The organism is Pseudomonas sp. R19M, from assembly GCF_050312585.1.
GTDB classification, from domain to species: Bacteria; Pseudomonadota; Gammaproteobacteria; order Pseudomonadales; family Pseudomonadaceae; genus Aquipseudomonas; species Aquipseudomonas palleroniana.
In genome coordinates, this window is sequence record NZ_JBNPJV010000021.1 from 1 (window position 1) to 22,803 (window position 22,803).

Genomic DNA, 22,803 nt, shown 5'->3' on the forward strand with positions numbered 1-22,803 from the left:
GCGGTATTTCAGGAGGACCGAGGTGCCAGGGTTTGGGGCGGCTGCGCCCCCCAGCGCGGGGCAAGCCCGCTCACTACAGAGTTTGGTCGCGGCAGGTTTTCTTAACTGACTAGCATTAGGGCAAGCCCCCTCCCACATGGGTTTTGCGTGCTACCTGGGGTTATGCGTTCAACCGCACTTGCTTTTCCAGCTCAGCTTTCAGGCCGGGTTCAAGTTTGAGCTGGCGGGCCAGTTCGTCGAGGTAGGCTTTTTCCATGAAGTTTTCTTCGTCGACCAGCATCACGCTGGCGATGTACATCTCGGCGGCCATTTCCGGCGTGGCGGCAGCGCGGGCGACGTCGGTCGGATCGAGCGGTTTGTTGAGCTCGGCGTGCAGCCAGCGTTGTAGCTCGAGGTCGTTGTCCAGCTTGGTGAACTCCCCTTCGATCAGCGCCCGCTCGCGCTCATCGACATGCCCGTCGGCCTTGGCGGCCGCCACGAGTGCCTTGAGGATGCCCTGGCTGTGCTGCTCGACCTGGGCCGGCGGCAGGCGGTCGATGGTTTGCGGTTCGCCTTGTGCTGCACCGGCCTGTTGCGCCTGCCAGTTGCCGTAGGCCTTGTAGGCAATCACGCCGAGTGCCGCCAACCCGCCGTAGGTCAAGGCCTTGCCACCGAACTTGCGAGCTTTTTTGTTGCCCAGCAACAGGCCCATGGCTCCCGCCGCCAGGGCGCCGCCGCCCGCACCGCCGAGCAGGCTGCCCAGGCCACCCCCGCCAAGCAAGCCGCCCAGGGCACTTTTATCGTCCTGTTTACGTTGGCCACCAGCTTTGTTCTGCAACATATCCTGGCCAGACTTGAGCAACTGATCGAGTAATCCACGGGTATTCATTCGCAACCTCCAGACACTTGGGTTCGTAGGACCAATAGGCCCCCAGCGTAAAACTAAGTGCCAAAAAACCCCGATCTAGAGTGCTTCCAGATGTAACGCCGATGTACAGCCAGAGATAACGACAGCGGGGCGGCGGAAATGCTTTGTTTCACATGCAAAGCCATCATGCCGCCATCAATCAATTTTCCTGGCTCATCGAACCGCTTAAGCTATCCAGCGTCTGTTTATTGTCCGTAGCGTTTGGCCGAAGGCATGTCCGAACCGTTATTTTTAATCCAGCACGCGCCAAGGCCGGCGCGGGATTTGCTCACGACAGGTTGTCTCTATGCACCGCAGGAATTTGCTCAAAGCATCCATGGCCATTGCGGCTTACACCGGTTTGTCGGCCAGCGGCCTGTTGGCCGCACAGGCTTGGGCCGGCAACCGCGCCGCCGATGGCAAGGCCGTGGCCTTCGATTTTGAGTCGCTGAAGGCCCAGGCCAAACAACTCGCCGGGACCGCATACAAGGACACCAAGCAGGTGCTGCCGCCGACCCTGGCGAACATGACACCGCAGAATTTCAACGCCATCGGCTACGACGGCAACCATTCGCTGTGGAAGGAATTGAACGGCCAACTGGACGTGCAGTTCTTCCACGTCGGCATGGGTTTCAAGACGCCCGTGCGCATGCACAGCGTCGACCCCAAGACCCGTGAGGCGCGCGAGGTGCATTTCCGCCCTTCGCTGTTCAACTATGCCAAAACCACCGTGGACACCCAGCAGTTGACCGGCGACCTGGGTTTCTCCGGGTTCAAGCTGTTCAAGGCGCCGGAACTGGATCGGCATGACGTGCTGTCGTTTCTCGGCGCCAGCTACTTCAGAGCCGTGGACTCCACTGGCCAATACGGCCTTTCCGCACGCGGCCTGGCGATAGATACCTACGCGAAAAAACGCGAGGAATTCCCTGACTTCACGCAGTTCTGGTTTGAAACGCCGGACAAGGACGCCACGCGCTTTGTGGTCTACGCCCTGCTCGACTCGCCGAGCGCCACCGGGGCTTACCGCTTTGATATCGACTGCCAGGCCAACCAAGTGGTGATGGCCATCGATGCGCATATCAATGCGCGCACCGCCATCGAACAGCTGGGCATCGCACCGATGACCAGCATGTTCAGTTGCGGTACTCACGAGCGTCGTATGTGCGACACCATTCACCCGCAAATCCACGACTCGGACCGCCTGGCGATGTGGCGCGGCAACGGTGAGTGGATCTGCCGCCCGCTGAACAACCCGGCCAAACTGCAGTTCAACGCCTTTGCCGATACCGATCCGAAAGGTTTCGGCCTGGTCCAGACCGACCATGAGTTTGCCAGTTACCAGGACACCGTCGACTGGTACAGCAAGCGTCCAAGCCTGTGGGTCGAACCGACGACCGCTTGGGGTGAAGGCTCCATTGACCTGTTGGAAATCCCCACCACCGGCGAAACCCTGGACAACATCGTGGCCTTCTGGACCCCAAAAAAGCCCGTGGCCGCCGGCGATTCGCTCAACTATGGCTACAAGCTTTACTGGAGCGCATTGCCGCCGGTCAGCACACCGTTGGCGCAGGTCGACGCCACACGCTCAGGCATGGGAGGCTTTACCGAAGGTTGGGCACCGGGCGAGCACTACCCTGAAGTGTGGGCGCGCCGGTTTGCCGTGGACTTCAAGGGCGGCGGCCTGGACCGCCTGCCGGCCGGCACCGGGATTGAGCCGGTGGTGACCTGCTCCCATGGCCAGGTGAAGGATTTCAGCGTGCTGGTGCTCGACAACATCAAGGGCTATCGCATTCTGTTCGATTGGTACCCCACCAGCGACAGCGTCGAGCCCGTGGAATTGCGGCTGTTTATCCGCACGCAGGACCGTACCCTGAGTGAAACCTGGCTGTATCAATACTTCCCGCCGGCACCGGAACAGCGCAAGTACACCTGACGCACCGGTTGCCATAATGTGGGAGGGGCATCGCGCCTCCCACATTATCAAGCGGGTGGTTCAGAACCGCGAAACACTCTTCATCGCCCCGATCAGATACCGCATCGCCACTTGATCGCTCTCGGTCAAGGCGCGGTACTGCGCCAGTAATTCGGCCTCATCCGAACTCAACCTTCGGCTACGCAAGAACACCCTGCGGGTCAGAAAAGACACCACCACACCCGCTACACCATAGGACTTGGCCATGGACTGCTTCTCCTGAAATCGATCAAATATTCCTCATGCCCATTACCCGCCTGCCGTGAAACGCAATGTCTTCAAGGACTCACAGCCTGATTCGCTGGGCCAGAAATCGGGCTTACCCTAAGCGTAGAAACTATCTCGCCATGCGTGGGATTTTTTTAGAGTATTCACTTAAAATTTTTCTTCGGTAACAAACACCTACAGGGCATTCTCACGAAGAGGACGATACAGCGGGCGTTCATAAGCCTGCGCGGACCTTTTAATACGCCTTCGACCTACATTGAGAAGTCCCTTTTCAGCGCTCCAGGATCGACATGCCAGTTAAACGCAGGCAAGAAAAAACCCACCGTGCCAGGGTGGGTTTTGGCTGCGTGTGCAGGTGATCAGTCTCTGAGATCCGACTCGTGTATCGGCTGGTCGCGATGCGTCGCCCGTTGGTACTGCGCCGGCCAGATGGCTTTGCGCCCGCCCAGATCATCGTCGGCATGCAACGGCCAATAAGGGTCACGCAGCAGTTCACGAGCGAGGAAAATGATGTCCGCCTGGCAGGTACGCAGGATGTGTTCGGCCTGGGCCGGCTCCGTGATCATGCCGACTGTGCCGGTGGCAATACCGGACTCTTTGCGCACTCGCTCGGCAAAACGGGTCTGGTAGCCCGGGCCGGTGGGAATCTCGGCATTGGCGGCGGTGCCGCCGGAAGACACGTCGATCAAGTCCACGCCGAGGTCTTTGAGGCGGCGCGCCAGCTCCACGGTTTCATCGGGGTTCCAGCCATCTTCCACCCAGTCGGTGGCCGACACCCGCACAAACAACGGCAACTCCTGGGGCCACACGGCGCGGACGGCCTCGGTCACCTCCAGCACCAGCCGGATGCGGTTTTCAAAGGAACCGCCATAGCGGTCCTGACGCTGATTGCTCAGGGGCGACAGGAATTGGTGCAGCAGGTAGCCGTGGGCGGCGTGGATTTCCACCACTTCGAACCCGGCGGTCAAGGCGCGCTTGGCGGCAGCGACAAAATCGGCAATCACCTGCTGGATCTGCCCCTCGTCCAGCGGCTTGGGTTGGGTATGGTTGGGATCAAAGGCGATCGGCGACGGCCCCACCGGCACCCAGCCGCCTTCTTGCGGCGTGACACTGCCGTGTTTGCCGATCCACGGCCGATGGGTGCTTGCCTTGCGCCCGGCATGGGCCAGCTGAATACCGGCCACTGCCCCCTGGGCCGCAATAAACCGCGTAATGCGCTGCAGGGGTTCGATCTGTTCGTCGTTCCACAGGCCCAGGTCCTGGGCAGTGATGCGGCCATCGGCAGTGACGGCGGTGGCTTCGGTAAATATCAGGCCGGCGCCCCCCACGGCACGGCTGCCGAGGTGCACCAGGTGCCAGTCATTGGCCAGGCCGTTTTCGCTGGAATACTGGCACATCGGCGACACCGCAATACGATTGAGCAGGGTCAATTGGCGCAGTGTGTAAGGTTCGAGCAGCTGACTCATGGCGCACCTCTTCTGGACTTTTTGGGCACTTTTTGCAGGAGCGCGCTTGCTCGCGAAAGCCTCACGGGCGCCGCGCTCATCCAGGATAAACGCGTTAACGTTGACGTTTTTCGTGGGCAAGCGCGCTCCTGCATAACAGTGCTTAGAGCCTAGTCGACAACGATGGATTGCACAGGGTTCAGAAACAAAGCGGGAGCCGATTGCCGGCTCCCGTGCTGCAAAAACTTACATCTCGACCTGGGTGCCCAGCTCGATCACCCGGTTTACCGGCAGCTTGAAGAAGCGCAGGTTGCCGTTGGCATTCTTCAGCATGAAGGCAAACAAGCTTTCGCGCCACCGCGCCATGCCCTTGATACGCGAGGCGATCACCGTCTCGCGGCTGAGGAAGTAGGTGGTGCGCATCGGGCTGAAATCCAGGTCGTCCAGATGGCACAGTTTCAAGGCTTCGGGCACATCCGGCTCATCGGTAAAGCCGAAATGCAGGATCACCCGGAAGAACCCTTCCCCGTAGGCGTCCACTTCGAAGCGCCGTGAAGCGGGCACGCGCGGGATATCTTCGTAGACCACCGTCAGCATCACCACCTGCTCATGCAGCACCTGGTTATGCAACAGGTTGTGCAACAGCGCATGGGGCACGGCGTCAGGCCGCGCGGTAAGGAACACAGCCGTGCCCTGCACGCGATGCGGCGGCTGCACGCGGATGCTGCTGATAAAAATCGGCAGCGGCAGCCCGCCTTCCTCAAGGCGGTCCATCAGCAGTTCCTTGCCGCGCTTCCAGGTGGTCATCAGGATAAACAGCACAATCCCCGCCAACACCGGGAAGGCGCCGCCCTGGACGATCTTGGGTACGTTGGCGGCGAAGAACAGGCCGTCCACCAGCAGGAAACCGATCAGGACCGGAATCGCCAGCACCGGTGGCCATTTCCACAGCAACAGCATCACCGCCGATACCAGGATGCTGGTGATCAGCATCGTGCCCGTCACCGCCACCCCGTAAGCCGAAGCCAAGGCGTTGGAGGATTCAAAACCCAGCACCAGCAGGATCACGCCGACCATCAGCGACCAGTTCACCGCGCCGATGTAGATCTGGCCTTGCTCGGCGCTGGAGGTGTGCTGGATGTGCATGCGCGGGATGTAACCCAGCTGGATCGCCTGGCGGGTCAGGGAAAACGCCCCGGAAATCACGGCCTGGGACGCAATCACCGTGGCCAGCGTCGACAGCGCGACCAGCGGGATCAATGCCCAGTCCGGTGCCAGCAGGTAGAACGGGTTACGCGCCGCCTCGGGGTTTTCCAGCAGCAAAGCACCTTGGCCGAAGTAGTTGAGCACCAGCGCCGGCAGTACCAGGGCAAACCAGGCACGGGCGATCGGCTTGCGCCCGAAGTGGCCCATGTCGGCATACAGGGCTTCGGCACCGGTCAGCGCCAGTACCACGGCGCCGAGAATCGCCACGCCCATGCCGGGATGGGACAAGAAGAAACGCACGCCCCACGCCGGGTTCAGTGCATTGAGCACTTCCGGGTGTTGCAAAATGCCGTGGATGCCAAGCCCGGCCAACACCAGGAACCACACCACCATCACCGGCCCGAAGAGCTTGCCGATGCGGTCGGTGCCGTGCTTCTGGATCAGGAACAGCCCGACCAGCACCACCAGCGACAGCGGCACCACCCAGCGTTCGAGACCGTCAAAGGCCAGCTCCAGACCCTCGACCGCCGACAATACCGAGATCGCCGGGGTGATCATGCTGTCGCCGTAGAACAGCGCAGCGCCGATCAAGCCGAGGATCACCAGCACCGAACGCAGTTTGGGGTACGGCGACGCCGCCCGCCGCGCCAGCGCCGTCAGGGCCATGATGCCGCCCTCGCCCTGGTTATCGGCACGCAGAATGAACAGTACATATTTGATCGACACCACCCAGATCAGTGACCAGAAGATCAGCGCGAGAATGCCGAAGACCCCGTCATGGTTGACCTGAACCCCGTAACCACCTGTGAACACTTCTTTAAGGGTATAGAGCGGGCTGGTACCGATATCGCCGTAAACCACCCCGACCGCCGCCACCAGCATGCCAATCGGCTTTGCGTTGGAATGCTCGGCACCTGCTGCCTGACTACTTGCCTGACCCATCAACCACTCCTGCCCTTTGACCTGAGGTCTTATATAACCAGCGCATCTGAGCTGACCCTAGCATGCGCTGATTTACTTCTCGTAACAGACGTTTTATTGACCTCGGGGTTTTACCCGTGCGCAACGGCGCGAAGCATAGCGCAGCACTCGTCGTATTTCCCTGCTCAAGTGATTCGAGTGTCTTTTTATGCGGTCTTTACATAGACGTCACTGCAGTTTGAAGCCTTTTTGCCTGCATTGATCACCTTAACGGCCAGCCGTATATTTTCGGCCCGGCTCAGTAGTGCTGCCTCAGTGGTCTAAGCGAAAACTTTTTGACCAACGTACCTGATCAATAAATCGTGATCCCGCATGGCACGCGCCGTCGATACAAAAAATTCAATCATCGACCTGTCTCTTTTAAGGTACATTCCTCATGTACGAAGTGAAACACGTACTGTCAGCCAATGGCGTGGATATCTATCAAGCTTGGCTAGACACCGTGCAAGACACGCGTTCAAAAGCGAGAATCACCACCAGAGTGGACCGAGCGTCCCTTGGCCACTTTGGCATTACCGAGCCCGTGGGTGATGGAGTTTTTGAGATGAAGCTCGATTTCGGACCAGGGTTTCGTGTGTATTACGCAATTGAGGATCGGAAGATTGTTTTTCTGTTGGGCGGTGGTTCCAAGACCAGACAGCAAAACGATATCGATCAGGCCAAGGCTCTCTGGAAATCTTACAAGGTGCAGCAAAAATGACCATTCGTACTCGCTCTCATGAAGACAGCGTTCTCGAAATGCTCCGAAACGACGAAGCCTTTGCTCTCGAGTATCTATCTGTAGCACTTGAGGAAATCGATGAGGCCGGGGGTGAGGACGCCTTCCTTGTCGCAATTCGTCGAGTGGCGGAGGCTCGTGGTGGGATGCTCAGCTTGTCGCAGAATACGGGGCTCAATAGAGCCAATCTCTATAGATCCATCGCTATCGGTGGCGACCCAAAGCTCTCCACGCTCTTGAAGGTGCTTCAAGCTTTAGGTGTGGGCATGTCTAAAGTTGTTTCACACCGCGCAGAGCATGACGCCCGGGCTTAAGAGCATGCTAAGGGCTGTACGGATTCCCCAATACAGCACTCGTCGTATTTCCCTGTATAAAGCTGGTCAAGTGCGTTGCCCGTCGCTAGAATTGCGCACTTTTTGATCAGAGGCGCGCCAAGCGCCCGTCTACCGCCTTGTCGTGCCCGACTGGCGGCGTCATTCAATACCGAGGTTAGACATGTCCACCACTCCCGCGACGGCCAATCCCAAGGTCGGCTTTGTTTCCCTGGGTTGCCCGAAGGCGCTCGTAGACTCCGAGCGCATCCTGACGCAACTGCGCATGGAAGGCTATGACGTGGTGTCCACTTATCAGGACGCCGACGTAGTGGTGGTCAACACCTGCGGTTTCATCGACTCGGCCAAGGCCGAATCCCTGGAAGTGATCGGCGAAGCCATCAAGGAAAACGGCAAGGTCATCGTGACCGGCTGCATGGGCGTGGAAGAAGGCAACATCCGCAACGTGCACCCAAGCGTGTTGGCCGTGACCGGCCCGCAGCAGTACGAGCAGGTGGTCAATGCCGTGCACGAAGTGGTGCCGCCCAAGCAGGACCACAACCCGCTGATCGACCTGGTGCCGCCGCAAGGCATCAAGCTGACCCCGCGCCACTATGCGTACCTGAAGATTTCCGAGGGCTGCAACCATAGCTGCAGCTTCTGCATCATCCCCTCGATGCGCGGCAAGCTGGTCAGCCGCCCGGTGGGTGACGTCCTCGACGAAGCCCAGCGCCTGGTCAAATCCGGCGTGAAAGAGCTGCTGGTCATCTCCCAGGACACCAGCGCCTACGGTGTCGACGTGAAGTACCGCACCGGTTTCTGGAACGGCGCACCGGTGAAAACCCGCATGACCGAACTGTGCGAAGCCCTCAGCAGCCTGGGCGTGTGGGTGCGCCTGCACTACGTTTACCCGTACCCGCACGTCGACGAACTGATCCCGTTGATGGCCGCCGGCAAGATCCTGCCGTACCTGGACATCCCGTTCCAGCACGCCAGCCCGAAAGTGCTCAAGGCCATGAAACGTCCGGCCTTCGAAGACAAGACCCTGGCGCGCATCAAGAACTGGCGCGAGATCTGCCCGGAATTGATCATCCGCTCCACCTTCATCGTCGGCTTCCCTGGCGAAACCGAAGAGGACTTCCAGTACCTGCTGGACTGGTTGACTGAGGCGCAGCTGGACCGCGTCGGATGCTTCCAGTACTCGCCGGTCGAAGGTGCCCCGGCCAACCTGCTGGACCTGGCCGTGGTGCCGGATGACGTCAAGCAGGACCGTTGGGAGCGTTTCATGGCGCACCAGCAGGCCATCAGCTCGGCGCGCCTGCAACTGCGCATCGGCAAGGAAATCGAAGTGCTGATCGACGAAGTCGACGAGCAAGGCGCGGTGGGCCGCTGCTTCTTCGATGCGCCGGAGATCGACGGTAACGTGTTCATCGACGATGCCAGCGGCTTGAAGCCAGGCGACAAGGTCTGGTGCACCGTGACCGATGCCGACGAATACGATTTGTGGGCTGAAAAGCGCGACTGATCAGCGCCTTTGAAATATTTTAAAAAAGCCCTGCCTCTGGACAAGATGCGGGGCTTTTTTAGGTCTATCGTTTGCCCATCGTCGCCGATCATCGGCAAGGGGCAGCGGGCATGCGTCAGCATTCAGTTATCCATACACCCAAAAGCAGCGACTACACGCACCTGGCGCAGCTCTGGGAAGACTCGGTGCGGGCGACCCACGATTTCCTGCCGGACAGTTACATCGTATTGCTTAAGGAACTGGTGCTGACGCGTTACCTGGACTCGGTCATGCTGATCTGCACCAAAGACCGGAACCAACGCATCACCGGGTTTGCCGGGGTAGCGGGCGGCAAGGTCGAGATGTTGTTTATCGCCCCCCAGCACCGTGGCCAGGGCCTGGGCCGCCAACTGTTGCGATACGCGATCGAACACCTGAATGCCGATGAATTGGACGTCAACGAACAGAACCCGCAGGCCCTGGGCTTCTACTTCAAACAAGGGTTCGAGGTGATCGGACGCGCAGAGCAGGATGGCCTGGGCCAGCCGTATCCTCTGCTGCACATGCGTTTGCGCCAGGTTCAGCAACGAGCCCAACCCGGCTAAATGAAATGGAGCCGGGATTAACCGCGCCCACACAGGTACAATAGCTGCCCCCTTTTGTTACGGCCCTTGTCATGACTGACCCCATACGCCTCTCCAAACGTCTGATCGAACTGGTTGGCTGCTCCCGTCGGGAGGCTGAGCTGTTTATCGAAGGCGGCTGGGTCTCGGTGGACGGTGAAGTGATCGACGAACCGCAGTTCAAGGTCACCACCCAAAAAGTCGAGCTCGACCCCGAGGCCAAGGCCACCGCGCCAGAGCCGGTGACCCTCCTGCTGCACGCGCCTGCCGGCGTGGATGCCGAGACCGCCATGGCCTCGATCAGCGCCGAAACCTTGTCGGACGAACACCGTTTCGGCAAGCGCCCGCTCAAGGGACACTTCCTGCGCCTGACCGCCAGCGCCGATCTGCAAGCCAACGCCAGCGGCCTGCTGGTGTTTACCCAGGACTGGAAAATTCTGCGCAAGTTGACCGCCGACGCCGCCAAGATCGAGCAGGAATATGTGGTGGAGGTCGAAGGCGACATGGTTGCCCATGGCCTGAACCGCCTGAACCACGGCCTGACTTACAAAGGCAAGGAACTGCCGGCGGTCAAAGCCAGCTGGCAGAACGAAAACCGCCTGCGTTTTGCGATGAAAAACCCGCAACCGGGCGTGATTGCCTTGTTCTGCGAAGCGGTCGGCTTGAAAGTCATCGCCATCCGGCGCATCCGCATCGGCGGCGTGTCCATCGGCAAAGTGCCGGTGGGCCAATGGCGCTACCTGTCCGCCAAAGAGAAGTTCTAAGCCACCGCTCCTTTTTATCGACATCGCCCCATGGCGGCGGTGTCCTCAGTTGAATACCAGGATTGCCTACCATGATTCACAACGACGTACTGCGCAGCGTGCGCTACATGCTCGACATCAGCGACAACAAGATGGTCGAAATCATCAAGCTCGGCGGCATGGACGTGACCAAGGACGATTTGCTGACCTACCTCAAGAAGGATGAGGAAGAAGGCTTTGTGTTCTGCCCGGACGAAGTCATGGCTCACTTCCTCGATGGCCTGGTGATCTTCAAGCGCGGCAAGGACGAAAGTCGTCCGCCGCAACCGATCGAAACCCCGGTGACCAACAACATCATCCTCAAGAAACTGCGTGTGGCCTTCGAACTGAAGGAAGACGACATGCACGCGATCCTCAAGGCCGCCGAGTTCCCAGTGTCCAAACCGGAACTGAGCGCACTGTTCCGCAAGTTCGGCCACACCAACTATCGCCCGTGCGGCGATCAGTTGCTGCGTAACTTCCTCAAGGGCCTGACCATGCGCGTTCGCCCCTGAACCATGGGTTACAACGTCTCCCCCATCGGCTTTGTGCGCTCCTGCTTCAAGGAGAAATTCGCCATCCCGCGCCAGCCACAACTGGCGCCTGCCGCGCGTGGCGTGCTGGAACTGGTGGCGCCGTTTGACGGCGGTGAGGCGGTGCAGGGCCTGGAACAGGTCAGCCATGTGTGGCTGCTGTTCCTGTTTCATCAGGCCCTGGAAGACAAGCCACGCCTGAAAGTGCGCCCACCGCGCCTGGGGGGCAATACGTCCATGGGCGTGTTTGCGACCCGCGCGACTCACCGACCGAACGGCATCGGCCAATCGGTGGTGAAGCTGGACAAGGTGGAACCGGGTCGGCTGTGGATTTCCGGAATTGACCTGCTCGATGGCACGCCAGTACTGGATATCAAGCCCTATGTGCCCTACGCCGACATTATCGGCAGCGCCACCAACAGCATCGCCAGCAGAGCGCCGCTGCTAATCCCGGTGCAATGGCTGAAGACCGCCCTGCATCAGGCACAAGGCCATGCGCACAGGCTGGATGAGCCGTTGGTGGAATTGATCGAGCAATGCCTGGCACAGGACCCGCGGCCGGCCTATCAGACGCCTGGGCCTGAGCGTGAGTATGGTGCGCAGTTCTGGGATGTGGATGTGCGTTGGCACTATCCCGAGGCCGGAGTGATTTGCGTGCTGGAAGTGCTTACCGCTGGATAAACCGCAAACCCGATATGGGAGGGGGCTTGCCCCCCTCCCACATTTTGACAGCGCTTACTTCTCGACGAACGCACGCTCAATCAGATAATCGCCCGGCTCACGCATGCGTGGCGAAACCTTCAGGCCGAAGCTGTTCAGCACTTCGCTGGTTTCGTCCAACATGCTTGGGCTACCGCACAACATGGCGCGGTCATCTTCAGGGTTGATCGGCGGCAGGCCGATATCGCGGAACAGCTTGCCGCTGCGCATCAGGTCGGTCAGGCGGCCTTCGTTTTCGAACGGCTCGCGGGTCACGGTCGGGTAGTAGATCAACTTGTCACGCAGCGCCTCACCGAAGAACTCGTTCTGCGGCAGGTGCTCGGTGATGAATTCGCGGTAGGCGACTTCGTTGACGTAACGCACGCCGTGGCACAGGATCACCTTTTCGAAACGCTCGTAGGTTTCCGGGTCCTGGATCACGCTCATGAACGGAGCCAGGCCAGTACCGGTGCTGAGCAGGTACAGGTGTTTGCCCGGCTTCAAATCGTCGAGCACCAGGGTGCCTGTCGGTTTTTTGCTGATGATGATCTCGTCGCCTTCCTTCAAGTGCTGCAATTGGGAAGTCAGCGGGCCATCGGGCACCTTGATGCTGAAGAATTCCAGATGCTCTTCCCAGTTAGGGCTGGCGATGGAGTAAGCACGCATGAGCGGGCGGCCGTTGGGCTGTTGCAGGCCGATCATCACGAACTGACCGTTCTCGAAGCGCAGGCCCGGATCGCGGGTGCACTTGAAGCTGAACAGAGTGTCGTTCCAGTGATGAACACTGAGGACACGCTCGTGGTTCATGTTGCTCATGTACGGGGGACTCCTGGAAATGGGTCTGCGCCAGAAATATAGGTGCGCAATTGCAGCGTATTCTAATGGCGGCGACAATATCTGTTAACTGGATTATTAAGATAAGGGTTATCGGTTATATCGATATGCGATTTACTCTCCGTCAACTGCAAGTTTTCGTCGCCGTCGCCCAGCAGGAAAGCGTCTCGCGCGCTGCTGGCCTTCTGGCCTTATCTCAATCCGCCGCCAGCACCTCGATCACCGAGCTGGAGCGTCAATCCAGTTGCCAACTGTTCGACCGCGCCGGCAAGCGCCTGAGTCTCAACGCCCTCGGGCATCAACTGTTGCCCCAGGCCGTCGCGCTTCTAGACCAGGCCAAAGAGATCGAAGACCTGCTCAACGGCAAGTCCGGCTTCGGCTCGCTGGCGGTCGGCGCCACCCTGACCATCGGCAACTACCTGGCCACGCTGCTGATCGGCAGTTTCATGCAACAGCACCCGGAGAGCCAGGTGAAGCTGCATGTGCAGAACACTGCACATATCGTGCACCAGGTGGCGCACTACGAAATTGACCTGGGTCTAATCGAAGGCGACTGCAGCCACCCGGACATCGAGGTGCAAACCTGGGTAGAAGATGAGCTGGTGGTGTTCTGCGCACCGCAACATCCCCTGGCCAAGCGCGGCGTGGCGAGCATGGAAGAATTGACCCATGAGGCGTGGATCTTGCGTGAACAAGGTTCGGGCACGCGCCTGACGTTTGACCAAGCCATGCGCCATCACCGCAGCGCGCTGAATATCCGCCTGGAACTGGAACATACCGAGGCGATCAAGCGCGCGGTGGAGTCCGGGCTGGGCATCGGCTGCATCTCCCGGCTTGCGCTGAGGGATGCATTCCGCCGTGGCAGCCTGGTGCCGGTTGAAACCCCGGACCTGGACCTGGCCCGGCAGTTCTACTTCATCTGGCATAAACAGAAATACCAGACCTCCGCCATGCGCGAGTTCTTGGAACTATGCCGCGCTTTCACCGCCGGCGTTCAGCGCAGCGACGAAATCGTACTGCCGAACATTGCCTGATCCTCAGATCAGGATCACGGCCCATACCAGGGTAATCATGGTCAGCGCCACCAGTTGCGCGGCGCTGCCCATGTCCTTGGCGTTTTTCGACAAGGGGTGACGGTCCAGGGAAATGCGGTCAATGGCGGCCTCTACCGCCGAGTTGAGCAATTCGACGATCAACGCCAGCAGGCACACGGCGATCAGCAAGGCGCGTTCAACCCGGCTGACATGCAGGAAAAAGCTCAACGGAATCAGGATGACGTTCAGCAACACCAGTTGGCGAAACGCCGCCTCGCCGGTGAAAGCTGCACGCAGGCCATCCAGGGAATAGCCCCCTGCGTTGAAGATACGTTTGATACCGGTTTGACCCTTGAAAGGCGACATAGAGATAGGCAACTGAACCAAAGAAGTGGGGAAACTAGATCACGCAAAGTCAAAAAAGCGTGAATGCGTTGCAGCTTAATGCTGTGAAATTGACTCAAGTTGTTGCAAGAGTAACGCGGCCTGGGTGCGCGTACGCACGCCCAACTTGCGAAAGATCGCGGTGACATGAGCCTTGATGGTCGCTTCCGACACACTCAACTCGTACGCAATCTGCTTGTTCAACAAGCCTTCGCACACCATGGTCAGCACCCGGAACTGCTGGGGGGTCAGGCTGGCCAAACCGTCACGGGCGGCTTTGGCTTCGTCGGATACGTTGACCTCTTCGAATGCCTGCGGCGGCCAGGACACATCGCCATCAAGCACCTTGCGCACGGCGTTCTGGATATCCTCCATGGCACTGGACTTGGGAATGAAACCGCTGGCACCAAACTCCTTGGAACGCACCACCACGTCGGCCTCTTCCTGGGCGGACACCATGACCACCGGGATCTGCGGGTATTGCCCACGCAGCAATACCAAACCCGAAAAACCATAGGCACCGGGCATGTTCAGGTCGAGCAGCACCAGGTCCCAATCGGATTTTTCGGTGAGGCGGACCTCCAGTTCGGCGATGCTGGCCACCTCGACCAACCGGACATCGGGGCCAAGGCCCAGGGTTACGGCCTGATGCAGTGCACTGCGAAACAGCGGATGGTCATCGGCTATCAGGATTTCGTATGTGGCCATTGATTAAATGATCCTGTTTTTTGGGGTGCCCGAGGAGGCATTTTAGCGGGGGATTCGGCTACGGTGCCATCATGCAAACGTCGTCTGGTGATACCGTCGCAATGTAGGGCGTCAGGCGCCTATGGACGCTATCCCCCAGGTCCAGGGGCATCTGGAACTTGGCAGCCAGGTAATGAGTGCTGAATACATCGAGGTAAGCATCCAGCACTTCGCTCGCCGCCTGATCGGCAGCCAACTCCAGGCACAGCGCCGCGACTTCTGCGGTACAGAAATGATCATCGCGCTTGGAGCGACGCAGCTTGTACCGCGACAGCTGTTCCGGTGCAAGGCTCAGCACCGGCAAGTGCTCCAGGTACGGACTTTTGCGAAACATCTTACGCGCCTCACTCCAAGTGCCATCCAGCAAGATAAAGAGTGGACGCTTGCCCTCCTCCACCCTCACTTCGCTGACAACCCGTTCAGGCGCGACGAACTCGCCGGGAAACACGATATACGGTTGCCATTGCGGATCAGCCAGCAACGTGAGCAATTGGGGATCGACTTCGGTGCGTGACCAGGCGAACGCAGTGGTGTCAGCGATCACATCGGCAATCAACCAGCCAGTGTTACTCGGTTTCATTGGCTCCACATCGTGCATCAGCAGGCACATCGCCGACCGGGCCTGCACCTGGGGTCGCCAGGCGCATAGGCAATACTGGGGAATAACCCGGCAACCTGGGCATCGCTCAGCACGCGAACCCCGATTGAGGAATGGCCTGACAGCACGTGCCAGACGCTCGGAACGCAGGCGGGAGACGGCGTGGCTCATGGAATACGCCGCAAGGAGGGATAAATCGACACAGGAGAACTCGATGAAGGCTTAAGTGGCAGCAGTTTACCAGCGATACGCCTGGCTGTAGTGGCAAGGGGTCACCTATAATTGCGCGCCACTGAACGCACAGCGCAGTGGCTGGTCTATGCACCAGTAACCGAATCAGGAGAGTTTCATGCTGCGTTCCATGCTGCGTCTTGTCGCCCCATCCGTCGCCCTTGCGTTGGTCATACCCGCAGGCGCCCATGCGGCCTCGCTGCTGGAGGCCCAAATGAACAGGAAGCTGCAAAGCGTCGCGGCCGAGAGCAACAAGGACCTGCCCCGGGAAATCGATGAAAAAACCCTGGAAGTGGCCTACACCGTTGAAGGCATGCAACTGATCGACCACCTGAGCGTGCAGCCTGATCGAGCGCAGCAAATGCGTGATAATCCGAAAGCCGTCTATTTCCAGTTGGGGCAAAGCGTATGCCTGAACCAGGGCTACCGCGAACTGATGGCCAAGGGTGCGGTGATGCGTTATGAAATCACCGAGAACAAGACCAATCGCCCAGTGGCGTCGGTCAAGTTCGTAGAATCCGATTGCCCGGCACCGGCTGCGGCCAAGAAGAAAAAGTAACCTTTGCTCGTTCCCCGCGCGCTGCTGTCCAGCGGTGCGCTCTTGCCCCAGCTTGCGTTCCCGCCCCCGCTAAACTTCATGCTGAATGACCAATAAGCGGTTGCCAGCCAAGGGTTTTTCGGCACATGATCAAGCCATCCCCTTATTGTCGCTCACAGCCGTTTCACCTGCTGTTCTGTAACATTTTCAGGGCAAAAGAGGCCTGCCTTACTGCGGCACGCCATGACACATGCAGTGTCGTGGCCACCGACGATGCGTTCGTCGACTACCCAGGCCCTGCAAGAAAAGGAGAAGTTGAATGCCTTACGAATCGAATGATCGCCTGCTTCGCCATTTTGAAGAACACGGGACTGACCTCACACAGCAGGTCGACGCGCAGCTCCAGCTGATAGCCGCCAACAGCCCGAATATCCCCCTTTATCGCGACATGATTCTCACTGTTTTGCGCATGGCTCAAGACGATCGTAACCGCTGGAACGCCAAAATCACCCTGCAGGCGATCCGTGAGCTGGATAACGCCTTCCGTGTACTGGAACAATTCAAGGACCGGCGCAAGGTAACCGTGTTCGGCTCGGCCCGCACTCCCGTCGAAAGCCCGCTGTATGCCTTGGCGCGGGAAGTCGGCGCGATGCTGGCACAGTCAGACTTGATGGTGATCACCGGCGGCGGCGGCGGCATCATGGCGGCAGCGCACGAAGGCGCAGGCCTGGAACACAGCCTCGGCTTCAATATCACCCTGCCGTTTGAACAGCACGCCAACCCCACCATCGATGGCACCGAGAACCTGTTGTCATTCCACTTCTTCTTCACCCGCAAGCTGTTCTTCGTCAAGGAAGCGGACGCGCTGGTGCTCTGTCCGGGAGGCTTCGGCACCTTGGACGAAGCGCTGGAAGTATTGACGCTGATCCAGACCGGCAAGAGCCCACTGGTACCGGTGGTGCTGCTGGATGCACCGGGGGGCGGGTTCTGGCAAGGCGCCCTGGACTTTATCCGCAGCCAGCTGGAAGCCAATCGCTACATCCTGCCCACCGACCTTAAATTGGTGCGCCTGGTGTACAGCGCCGAAGAAGCAGTGGAAGAGATCAACCGGTTCTATGCTAACTTCCACTCCACGCGCTGGCTGAAACGCGAGTTTGTGGTGCGCATGAATCATCCGCTGAGTGATCGTGCACTGGCCCATTTGCAGAGCGAGTTTGCCAGCCTGCGACTGAGTGGTGAGTTCCAGCAGCTTGCCTACACGGGCGAAGACCACGACGAGCCGAGGTTCAGCCATTTGACACGGCTGGTGTTCAACTTCAATGGACGGGATCAAGGCCGGCTGCGGGAGTTGGTGGACTACATCAACTTGCCGGAGAACTGGGCACAGGCCCAGGGTAAGACCCAACAGCGGGTGGAGCCGGAGACGGCTTGATTTTTGAGCAAAAAAAAAGGCCCACTATTTTCATAGTGGGCCTTTTTGGTGTTCTTGGTATAGCAACTACTGTGCAGCCCTGCAGCCTTTAACCGGTGAGATGAGAACGGGTCATGTGTAGTGAGCGGGCTTGCCCCGCGCTGGGTGGCGAAGCCGCCCCAAATCCAGGCACCTCGTTTTTCCTGAAATACCGTGGCGTCCTTGTTGGGGCTGCTGCGCAGCCCAGCGCGGGGCAAGCCCGCTCACTACAACAGCTCGTCCATATCTCGGCCGCTTAATAAGCGGCTGATCATTTCCATCGGAAACCCGCGATAACTCAGGAAACGCCCCTGCTTCGCACGCTCTTTGGCATCCACCGGCAGATGCCCGGAGAACTTACGCCGCCAGGTGTCTTCCAACTGCGCCTGCCAACTGATACCGCACTCACGCAGGGCGAGGTCAATATCAGCACGTTGCAGGCCACGCTGGCCCAACTCTTCGCGAATTCGCGCAGGGCCGTAACCAGAACGGGCTCGATAGGAAATAAAGCTTTCTAGGTAACGGGATTCGGAAAGCAGCCCCTCTTCCGTCAAACGGTCAAGGGCGGTTTCGATCATCTCAGGCTCTGCGCCGCGCTGACGCAGTTTACGCGTCAGCTCGACTCGACCATGCTCGCGGCGAGCGAGCAGGTCCATTGCAGTGCGCCGAACGGCGACGAGTGTATCCAGTACAACAGTCATCGTTTGCTTCAGATGTCAGTGTCGGCTTCTTCCATCTCGTCAACCGGTTCGCGGTTGGCGGCAGCTTTCACGTCAGGCGCTGCGGTAAGCAGCTTGTCGCGGATCTGCTTCTCAAGCGTGGCGGCGATATCCGGGTTATCCGCCAGGAACTTGGCCGAGTTGGCCTTACCCTGACCGATCTTGCTGCCGTTGTAGGCATACCAGGCACCGGACTTCTCGACGAAGCCGTGCAGCACGCCCAGGTCGATCATCTCGCCGTTCAGGTAGATACCCTTGCCGTAGAGAATCTGGAACTCAGCCTGACGGAATGGCGGAGCCACTTTGTTCTTCACGACTTTAACGCGGGTTTCGCTACCGACAACCTCGTCACCTTCCTTCACCGCGCCAGTACGACGGATATCCAGACGGACCGAAGCGTAGAACTTCAGCGCGTTACCACCGGTGGTGGTTTCCGGGCTGCCGAACATCACGCCGATCTTCATACGGATCTGGTTGATGAAGATCACCAGGCAGTTCGCGTTCTTGATGTTACCGGTGATTTTACGCAGCGCCTGGGACATCAGGCGGGCTTGCAGACCCACGTGCATGTCGCCCATTTCGCCTTCGATTTCAGCCTTGGGTACCAGGGCCGCCACGGAGTCGACCACAATCACGTCGATGGCGTTGGAGCGCACCAGCATGTCGGTGATTTCCAGGGCCTGCTCACCGGTGTCCGGCTGGGAAACCAGCAGGTCGTCAACGTTGACGCCCAGTTTGCCGGCGTATTCAGGGTCCAGGGCGTGCTCGGCGTCGACGAACGCGCAGGTAGCGCCCATTTTTTGCGCCTGGGCAATCACCGACAGGGTCAGGGTGGTTTTACCGGAAGATTCAGGACCGTAGATTTCAACGATACGACCTTTTGGCAGACCGCCAATGCCGAGCGCGATGTCCAGACCCAGAGAGCCAGTGGAAATAGCCGGGATCGCCTGACGGTCGTGATCGCCCATACGCATTACGGCACCCTTGCCGAATTGACGTTCGATCTGACCCAGGGCCGCAGCCAAGGCTTTCTTCTTGTTGTCGTCCATTAAAGTCCTCACGTAATCAATAAGGCCTGGCGGCCAACACCTGTATAAGTAGACAGTATTGTTCCACAAAGATCCGAGATCGCCTACCCCTGATTTTCTATTTCTGCTGCAGCTCGTCGCATCAAGCCCTCCAGCGCGGCCTTTACCGTTTGTCGGCGGACCTCATCCCGGTTACCGGGGAAGTGCGCCAGCTCGCTCGTTACTTCGTCGCCCACACCGAACGCCAGCCATACCGTGCCCACCGGCTTGTCCGGCGAGCCGCCATCCGGCCCCGCCACCCCGCTGACCGCCACCGCAAAGCGCGCCAGGCTTTTTTCCTGGGCACCCCGGACCATCGCCTCCACCACTTCCTGGCTGACCGCGCCAACCTTGCGGAACAGTGCTTCCGGCACATTCAACTGCCGGGTCTTCTGTCGATTGGAATAGGTGACGTAACCCGCCTCGAACCAGGCCGAACTGCCCGGTATCCGGGTGATGGCTTCGGCGATGCCGCCACCGGTGCAGGACTCGGCGGTGGTGACGTGGGCATTGAGCAACTGCAAGCGGCGACCCAGTTCAGCAGCCAGTTGAGTGATTTCCTTCACGGTCGTCTCCAGGGATGGGCGGGGGTTCGCCTACCCTACAGGAGCCCATCGGCCATGCAAGTTACAGCGTGCATCAAGAAACTACCGGGCGACGGCCTGCACATACGCCTGACAGGCACGCAAGGCAATCAGGGCGTTATCACCGTCGTCGGTGATGCCGATAATTCTTTGAGCATGCGCTGGGTCAAGTCGGGCTCGCGGGGCTGCATGAACCACGCCGCCGGAGGTGGCGGTGGCCGGCATTGCGCAACCGTTGGCGGGGTCGCTGGCGTCGAGAAGGACTGACAACCGCATATCAGCAGTGGCCAGGCGGTCACGCAAAGCAGTCTGGTTGCGTTGGGCATCGCTTAATTCCCGGGTGTGTTGTTGGTCGTTGGCGTTGAGTTGTTGCTCCAAAGCCAGCCGTTGGTCCTGCGCAATCTGCCGTTGCTGGCTCAGCGCCTGAACATGAGCAACCGATTGCAGCTCAAGCTGAGTACCATATCGCCAAGACTGAACCTGCCACACAAGTGCAATGAGCAGACACACGCCGATCAAGCGCAGTGCACCTAGGAAACGCATAACACCGCCTTCGCCCGCGCCCACAGCTGCAAACGGTCATCCAGGCCATTAAGACCGCCATTGATACGCCGCGTGATCGTGGTGAATTGACCTTTGTCGGCCAGTTCGTTGAGACCATTGCTTTGCCAGAACCAGGCGGCCGACTCACAAGCCCATCGCGGCTGTTCCAGCAGCTGCGGTTGTTGCAGCAGGCGATCATCACCGAATAGCGCTTGGCTACAGGCCAGATAATTACGGCGCCCCGTGATCTGGATCAGCCCCCTCCCGCGATACTTCTGGCCATCACCATCCGCCTCGGGAGTGTTGCCCAGGCGGGAGGCCAGGGGGCCGGTGTCGTATTTGCTCAGGTATTGATCGCTGCCCAACTCCCGAACGTAGTGCAACTCGCCGGACTCGTGACCGATTTGAGCGAGGAAAGCAGCGGCTCGCTGGGGGGTGTTGATTTGCCGATTCGACATTGCAGAATTGAGCGCGGATATGAAAACGCCCGCTAGAGAGCGAGCGCGTGGGAAGACTTGCTGGAGTTGATCTAGCTTCATGAGATGACCTTGCCACGGGCCACCGCCCTGGCCTCCAGAACCGCCTCGGGCACAGGCGTGTTCTCCTCAAGGAATCGCAAGCTGTACCAGTCGGTAGAAGCGAGATAAGCGAGGGCCTCACGCGAGTCCGCCTGTACCTGGAGGTCTTGAGGTGTCTGATTTTTTTCCAGCTTCGACAGATCAAACATCGCTCATGCGCTCCAGGGGTTTGGCTTGGTAGGTGAATGGATCAATGGGCTCAACTGGAAAAGGAACAGGCCCGGCCGATACCTGGAGTCTGCCCGCCTGCCACATGTAAGCCGGTGCACCCGCGTTGACGGCCAGTTTCAAGGTTAGCTCGATCTCACCTTTGTGACGGATCACGGGCCCTGCGAATAGCTCATGTCCAATTGCGGACATGGGTAGGGTCATTCCGTCAGGAATCAGTGAAAGATCAACCCTTTCGTCATTCAGGATCAGTATTTCACCCTCGACGAAGGCCGTAGTCGGAATCGCGGTGCCAATAGGCCGAAAAGGAACGTGGTGAATAATCATGCGTGCCATCTCCCGATTGCTGTCACTGTCACGATATTGTTCAGCGTCCGGTCGGACATAAAGAAATAGGAACCCACATTGCCGTAGCACCTGGCCGTCATATCCCAGTCAATCGTCGGGTAGATGTTGTGAAACACCGCCACAGGCGTATCCGCGAAACCCGCCAGCCATGCGACGTTGCGTGTGACACCAGCCGTGTAGCCAGTAAACCGCTGCTGACAAATTTGCAGGCCACCAGCAAAACGGAAATACCAGTTGTCGAGCGCACCACCACGCTCGATGAGCCCGGAATTAATCGGCAAAGCACCCGAAGGGCCAGCATTGAGCACGCCGGAAATCGCGTTGCCGTTATGAAGAATGCTGCGCCAATTGGGTGCGGCAGACCCAGGGTTGACACTGAACTGGCGAAAATGAATACCGTCCGCGGATACCGCCATCGACAACTGCGCTCGCCATTGGGGGTCATGCCCCCACGCCTGGGAAAGCACGCTTATGGCACCAAACCCCGGAACGCCGTCCGGATGTTGGTAGTAACTGTACAACCCTGTATTGGCTTTATTTGGCGAAGCCGTCTGCGCGGATGAGAGGCCCATCACCTCCCCTGGCACCGCGCCGGCCCCGTAGCCAATAGCGAACAAGGACGAAGTAATGTCACTGCGCCAGGGTGACCATGCACCATCGCCGCGCCGACCGCGTATGAAAATCGACTCATCCAGCATGGCCTTCGCGGTTTGCCAAATATATCCACCTGAGTTGGCAACTTGCAGGATCTGCACATAGGGGTTTGGCAAGTTGCCCCCACCGTTACCGAACTCAAACAGCCCACTGACTTTTGGCAAGTCGTTAGCATCGTCAGTTGAGCTCTTGGAAATGGGCGTGCCACCCCATCCCGCATGGCCCATCATTGAAACCCGGCCAGGAGTGAAGTCGGCACTGTCAGTGACCGCATCGCGGTTTGCAGCCGTGCCCAATTGAGCCTGGCGGGCGTACAGCTCCTGAGTCATTGCATTGATCTTGATACTGGCACTGCGAGGCGTGTCCCCCCCACACCAGTGGGTGCCGTTCCGGTGTTTATTTCCTGTCGTGCCATTGGACTCTCCATAGTCGGGCAAC

The 22,803-nt window shown here is 59.1% G+C and carries 27 protein-coding genes; 11 read left to right on the top strand and 16 right to left on the bottom strand.

Features of this window, described 5'->3' with window-relative positions:
* Positions 1 to 160: 160 nt before the first annotated feature.
* A complete protein-coding gene (locus ACQRBT_RS03150; RefSeq protein ID WP_412046679.1) occupies positions 161 to 868 on the bottom strand; it encodes a tellurite resistance TerB family protein in 708 nt (235 codons plus the stop codon).
* Between the two features lie 325 nt (positions 869 to 1,193).
* On the opposite strand from ACQRBT_RS03150, the gene ACQRBT_RS03155 reads away from it, so the two are divergent.
* Entirely contained in the window at positions 1,194 to 2,819 is a 1,626-nt protein-coding gene (locus tag ACQRBT_RS03155) for a glucan biosynthesis protein D (RefSeq protein ID WP_060753995.1), read from the top strand.
* 60 nt (positions 2,820 to 2,879) lie between these two features.
* Here ACQRBT_RS03155 and ACQRBT_RS03160 read toward each other — a convergent pair whose 3' ends face one another.
* From ACQRBT_RS03160 to ACQRBT_RS03170, 3 genes are all read right to left on the bottom strand, one after another.
* The gene (locus ACQRBT_RS03160) at positions 2,880 to 3,065 is read right to left on the bottom strand and encodes a hypothetical protein (RefSeq protein WP_060753994.1); all 186 of its coding nucleotides are present in this window, start codon (positions 3,063 to 3,065) and stop codon (positions 2,880 to 2,882) included.
* Between the two features lie 380 nt (positions 3,066 to 3,445).
* Positions 3,446 to 4,552: an NADH:flavin oxidoreductase/NADH oxidase gene (locus tag ACQRBT_RS03165; RefSeq protein ID WP_060753993.1), complete on the bottom strand. Its 1,107-nt coding sequence runs from the start codon at positions 4,550 to 4,552 to the stop codon at positions 3,446 to 3,448.
* Between the two features lie 225 nt (positions 4,553 to 4,777).
* Complete coding sequence (locus tag ACQRBT_RS03170; protein WP_060753992.1) at positions 4,778 to 6,679, bottom strand: potassium transporter Kup; 1,902 nt, start codon at positions 6,677 to 6,679, stop codon at positions 4,778 to 4,780.
* Positions 6,680 to 7,094: 415 nt separating this feature from the next.
* Here ACQRBT_RS03170 and ACQRBT_RS03175 point away from each other — a divergent pair, with 415 nt between their 5' ends.
* The 7 genes from ACQRBT_RS03175 (at position 7,095) to tsaA (ending at position 11,870) form a co-directional block, all read left to right on the top strand.
* Positions 7,095 to 7,418, top strand: coding sequence for a type II toxin-antitoxin system RelE/ParE family toxin (locus ACQRBT_RS03175; RefSeq protein WP_244697743.1), 324 nt, complete (start codon positions 7,095 to 7,097; stop codon positions 7,416 to 7,418).
* Positions 7,415 to 7,750: an addiction module antidote protein gene (locus tag ACQRBT_RS03180; protein WP_090366443.1), complete on the top strand. Its 336-nt coding sequence runs from the start codon at positions 7,415 to 7,417 to the stop codon at positions 7,748 to 7,750. The genes ACQRBT_RS03175 and ACQRBT_RS03180 overlap by 4 nt, the downstream gene beginning before the upstream one ends.
* Before the next feature lie 181 nt (positions 7,751 to 7,931).
* Entirely contained in the window at positions 7,932 to 9,272 is a 1,341-nt protein-coding gene (gene rimO, locus ACQRBT_RS03185) for a 30S ribosomal protein S12 methylthiotransferase RimO (RefSeq protein WP_060753991.1), read from the top strand.
* 110 nt (positions 9,273 to 9,382) lie between these two features.
* Positions 9,383 to 9,856, top strand: coding sequence for a GNAT family N-acetyltransferase (locus ACQRBT_RS03190; protein WP_060753990.1), 474 nt, complete (start codon positions 9,383 to 9,385; stop codon positions 9,854 to 9,856).
* Between the two features lie 71 nt (positions 9,857 to 9,927).
* Positions 9,928 to 10,638: an rRNA pseudouridine synthase gene (locus ACQRBT_RS03195; RefSeq protein WP_060753989.1), complete on the top strand. Its 711-nt coding sequence runs from the start codon at positions 9,928 to 9,930 to the stop codon at positions 10,636 to 10,638.
* 71 nt (positions 10,639 to 10,709) lie between these two features.
* Positions 10,710 to 11,171: a DUF1456 family protein gene (locus ACQRBT_RS03200; RefSeq protein WP_060753988.1), complete on the top strand. Its 462-nt coding sequence runs from the start codon at positions 10,710 to 10,712 to the stop codon at positions 11,169 to 11,171.
* A 3-nt stretch (positions 11,172 to 11,174) separates the two neighbouring features.
* Positions 11,175 to 11,870, top strand: coding sequence for a tRNA (N6-threonylcarbamoyladenosine(37)-N6)-methyltransferase TrmO (tsaA, locus tag ACQRBT_RS03205; RefSeq protein ID WP_412046680.1), 696 nt, complete (start codon positions 11,175 to 11,177; stop codon positions 11,868 to 11,870).
* 54 nt (positions 11,871 to 11,924) lie between these two features.
* On the opposite strand, the gene fpr is transcribed toward tsaA, so the two are convergent.
* Positions 11,925 to 12,704, bottom strand: coding sequence for a ferredoxin-NADP reductase (gene fpr, locus ACQRBT_RS03210; RefSeq protein ID WP_017529767.1), 780 nt, complete (start codon positions 12,702 to 12,704; stop codon positions 11,925 to 11,927).
* A 125-nt stretch (positions 12,705 to 12,829) separates the two neighbouring features.
* On the opposite strand from fpr, the gene ACQRBT_RS03215 reads away from it, so the two are divergent.
* Positions 12,830 to 13,756 carry a LysR family transcriptional regulator gene (locus ACQRBT_RS03215; RefSeq protein ID WP_060753986.1) on the top strand — a complete coding sequence of 309 codons (927 nt, stop codon included), beginning with the start codon at positions 12,830 to 12,832 and terminating at the stop codon, positions 13,754 to 13,756.
* 3 nt (positions 13,757 to 13,759) lie between these two features.
* Here the strand turns inward: ACQRBT_RS03215 and ACQRBT_RS03220 are convergent, their stop codons facing one another.
* The 3 genes from ACQRBT_RS03220 to ACQRBT_RS03230 all read right to left on the bottom strand — a co-directional run bounded on the left by ACQRBT_RS03220 (position 13,760) and on the right by ACQRBT_RS03230 (position 15,656).
* Positions 13,760 to 14,128, bottom strand: coding sequence for a diacylglycerol kinase (locus ACQRBT_RS03220; protein WP_174554045.1), 369 nt, complete (start codon positions 14,126 to 14,128; stop codon positions 13,760 to 13,762).
* Between the two features lie 69 nt (positions 14,129 to 14,197).
* Entirely contained in the window at positions 14,198 to 14,848 is a 651-nt protein-coding gene (gene erdR / locus ACQRBT_RS03225) for a response regulator transcription factor ErdR (RefSeq protein WP_060753984.1), read from the bottom strand.
* 58 nt (positions 14,849 to 14,906) lie between these two features.
* On the bottom strand, positions 14,907 to 15,656 hold the full coding sequence (locus tag ACQRBT_RS03230; RefSeq protein ID WP_244697736.1) for a tRNA-uridine aminocarboxypropyltransferase: 750 nt from the start codon (positions 15,654 to 15,656) through the stop codon (positions 14,907 to 14,909).
* A 178-nt stretch (positions 15,657 to 15,834) separates the two neighbouring features.
* On the opposite strand from ACQRBT_RS03230, the gene ACQRBT_RS03235 reads away from it, so the two are divergent.
* Both ACQRBT_RS03235 and ACQRBT_RS03240 read left to right on the top strand, forming a co-directional pair.
* The gene (locus ACQRBT_RS03235) at positions 15,835 to 16,275 is read left to right on the top strand and encodes a PA3611 family quorum-sensing-regulated virulence factor (RefSeq protein ID WP_090366453.1); all 441 of its coding nucleotides are present in this window, start codon (positions 15,835 to 15,837) and stop codon (positions 16,273 to 16,275) included.
* A 298-nt stretch (positions 16,276 to 16,573) separates the two neighbouring features.
* On the top strand, positions 16,574 to 17,686 hold the full coding sequence (locus ACQRBT_RS03240; RefSeq protein ID WP_104995678.1) for a TIGR00730 family Rossman fold protein: 1,113 nt from the start codon (positions 16,574 to 16,576) through the stop codon (positions 17,684 to 17,686).
* A 245-nt stretch (positions 17,687 to 17,931) separates the two neighbouring features.
* On the opposite strand, the gene recX is transcribed toward ACQRBT_RS03240, so the two are convergent.
* The 8 genes from recX to ACQRBT_RS03280 form a co-directional block, all read right to left on the bottom strand.
* Positions 17,932 to 18,405, bottom strand: coding sequence for a recombination regulator RecX (gene recX, locus ACQRBT_RS03245; protein WP_412046681.1), 474 nt, complete (start codon positions 18,403 to 18,405; stop codon positions 17,932 to 17,934).
* A gap of 8 nt (positions 18,406 to 18,413) precedes the next feature.
* Positions 18,414 to 19,472, bottom strand: coding sequence for a recombinase RecA (recA, locus tag ACQRBT_RS03250; protein WP_123714828.1), 1,059 nt, complete (start codon positions 19,470 to 19,472; stop codon positions 18,414 to 18,416).
* 83 nt (positions 19,473 to 19,555) lie between these two features.
* Positions 19,556 to 20,056, bottom strand: coding sequence for a CinA family protein (locus ACQRBT_RS03255; protein WP_060753978.1), 501 nt, complete (start codon positions 20,054 to 20,056; stop codon positions 19,556 to 19,558).
* Between the two features lie 81 nt (positions 20,057 to 20,137).
* A complete protein-coding gene (locus ACQRBT_RS03260; RefSeq protein WP_412046682.1) occupies positions 20,138 to 20,617 on the bottom strand; it encodes a lysis system i-spanin subunit Rz in 480 nt (159 codons plus the stop codon).
* Positions 20,605 to 21,156 (bottom strand): glycoside hydrolase family 19 protein, encoded by a 552-nt coding sequence (locus ACQRBT_RS03265; protein ID WP_412046683.1) that lies wholly within the window; start codon positions 21,154 to 21,156, stop codon positions 20,605 to 20,607. The genes ACQRBT_RS03260 and ACQRBT_RS03265 overlap by 13 nt, the downstream gene beginning before the upstream one ends.
* Positions 21,153 to 21,344 (bottom strand): hypothetical protein, encoded by a 192-nt coding sequence (locus ACQRBT_RS03270; protein WP_104995675.1) that lies wholly within the window; start codon positions 21,342 to 21,344, stop codon positions 21,153 to 21,155. The genes ACQRBT_RS03265 and ACQRBT_RS03270 overlap by 4 nt, the downstream gene beginning before the upstream one ends.
* Positions 21,337 to 21,690, bottom strand: coding sequence for a hypothetical protein (locus ACQRBT_RS03275; RefSeq protein WP_412046684.1), 354 nt, complete (start codon positions 21,688 to 21,690; stop codon positions 21,337 to 21,339). Before ACQRBT_RS03275 ends, ACQRBT_RS03270 begins: the two co-directional genes overlap by 8 nt.
* Positions 21,687 to 22,694: a hypothetical protein gene (locus ACQRBT_RS03280; RefSeq protein ID WP_412046685.1), complete on the bottom strand. Its 1,008-nt coding sequence runs from the start codon at positions 22,692 to 22,694 to the stop codon at positions 21,687 to 21,689. The genes ACQRBT_RS03275 and ACQRBT_RS03280 overlap by 4 nt, the downstream gene beginning before the upstream one ends.
* Positions 22,695 to 22,803: the final 109 nt, after the last annotated feature.

Bases quoted from the DNA above. Each gene is read 5' to 3' on its own strand.
- tsaA (WP_412046680.1), top strand. From the start codon at position 11,175: ATGGGTTACAACGTCTCCCCCATCGGCTTTGTGCGCTCCTGCTTCAAG.
- fpr (WP_017529767.1), bottom strand. From the start codon at position 12,704: ATGAGCAACATGAACCACGAGCGTGTCCTCAGTGTTCATCACTGGAAC.
- ACQRBT_RS03195 (WP_060753989.1), top strand. From the start codon at position 9,928: ATGACTGACCCCATACGCCTCTCCAAACGTCTGATCGAACTGGTTGGC.
- recA (WP_123714828.1), bottom strand. From the start codon at position 19,472: ATGGACGACAACAAGAAGAAAGCCTTGGCTGCGGCCCTGGGTCAGATC.
- ACQRBT_RS03235 (WP_090366453.1), top strand. From the start codon at position 15,835: ATGCTGCGTTCCATGCTGCGTCTTGTCGCCCCATCCGTCGCCCTTGCG.
- recX (WP_412046681.1), bottom strand. From the start codon at position 18,405: ATGACTGTTGTACTGGATACACTCGTCGCCGTTCGGCGCACTGCAATG.
- ACQRBT_RS03180 (WP_090366443.1), top strand. From the start codon at position 7,415: ATGACCATTCGTACTCGCTCTCATGAAGACAGCGTTCTCGAAATGCTC.
- ACQRBT_RS03155 (WP_060753995.1), top strand. From the start codon at position 1,194: ATGCACCGCAGGAATTTGCTCAAAGCATCCATGGCCATTGCGGCTTAC.
- ACQRBT_RS03190 (WP_060753990.1), top strand. From the start codon at position 9,383: ATGCGTCAGCATTCAGTTATCCATACACCCAAAAGCAGCGACTACACG.
- ACQRBT_RS03260 (WP_412046682.1), bottom strand. From the start codon at position 20,617: ATGCGTTTCCTAGGTGCACTGCGCTTGATCGGCGTGTGTCTGCTCATT.
- ACQRBT_RS03275 (WP_412046684.1), bottom strand. From the start codon at position 21,690: ATGATTATTCACCACGTTCCTTTTCGGCCTATTGGCACCGCGATTCCG.
- ACQRBT_RS03150 (WP_412046679.1), bottom strand. From the start codon at position 868: ATGAATACCCGTGGATTACTCGATCAGTTGCTCAAGTCTGGCCAGGAT.
- rimO (WP_060753991.1), top strand. From the start codon at position 7,932: ATGTCCACCACTCCCGCGACGGCCAATCCCAAGGTCGGCTTTGTTTCC.
- ACQRBT_RS03230 (WP_244697736.1), bottom strand. From the start codon at position 15,656: ATGAGCCACGCCGTCTCCCGCCTGCGTTCCGAGCGTCTGGCACGTGCT.
- ACQRBT_RS03280 (WP_412046685.1), bottom strand. From the start codon at position 22,694: ATGACTCAGGAGCTGTACGCCCGCCAGGCTCAATTGGGCACGGCTGCA.
- erdR (WP_060753984.1), bottom strand. From the start codon at position 14,848: ATGGCCACATACGAAATCCTGATAGCCGATGACCATCCGCTGTTTCGC.
- ACQRBT_RS03160 (WP_060753994.1), bottom strand. From the start codon at position 3,065: ATGGCCAAGTCCTATGGTGTAGCGGGTGTGGTGGTGTCTTTTCTGACC.
- ACQRBT_RS03215 (WP_060753986.1), top strand. From the start codon at position 12,830: ATGCGATTTACTCTCCGTCAACTGCAAGTTTTCGTCGCCGTCGCCCAG.
- ACQRBT_RS03200 (WP_060753988.1), top strand. From the start codon at position 10,710: ATGATTCACAACGACGTACTGCGCAGCGTGCGCTACATGCTCGACATC.
- ACQRBT_RS03165 (WP_060753993.1), bottom strand. From the start codon at position 4,552: ATGAGTCAGCTGCTCGAACCTTACACACTGCGCCAATTGACCCTGCTC.
- ACQRBT_RS03270 (WP_104995675.1), bottom strand. From the start codon at position 21,344: ATGTTTGATCTGTCGAAGCTGGAAAAAAATCAGACACCTCAAGACCTC.
- ACQRBT_RS03265 (WP_412046683.1), bottom strand. From the start codon at position 21,156: ATGAAGCTAGATCAACTCCAGCAAGTCTTCCCACGCGCTCGCTCTCTA.
- ACQRBT_RS03170 (WP_060753992.1), bottom strand. From the start codon at position 6,679: ATGGGTCAGGCAAGTAGTCAGGCAGCAGGTGCCGAGCATTCCAACGCA.
- ACQRBT_RS03240 (WP_104995678.1), top strand. From the start codon at position 16,574: ATGCCTTACGAATCGAATGATCGCCTGCTTCGCCATTTTGAAGAACAC.
- ACQRBT_RS03175 (WP_244697743.1), top strand. From the start codon at position 7,095: ATGTACGAAGTGAAACACGTACTGTCAGCCAATGGCGTGGATATCTAT.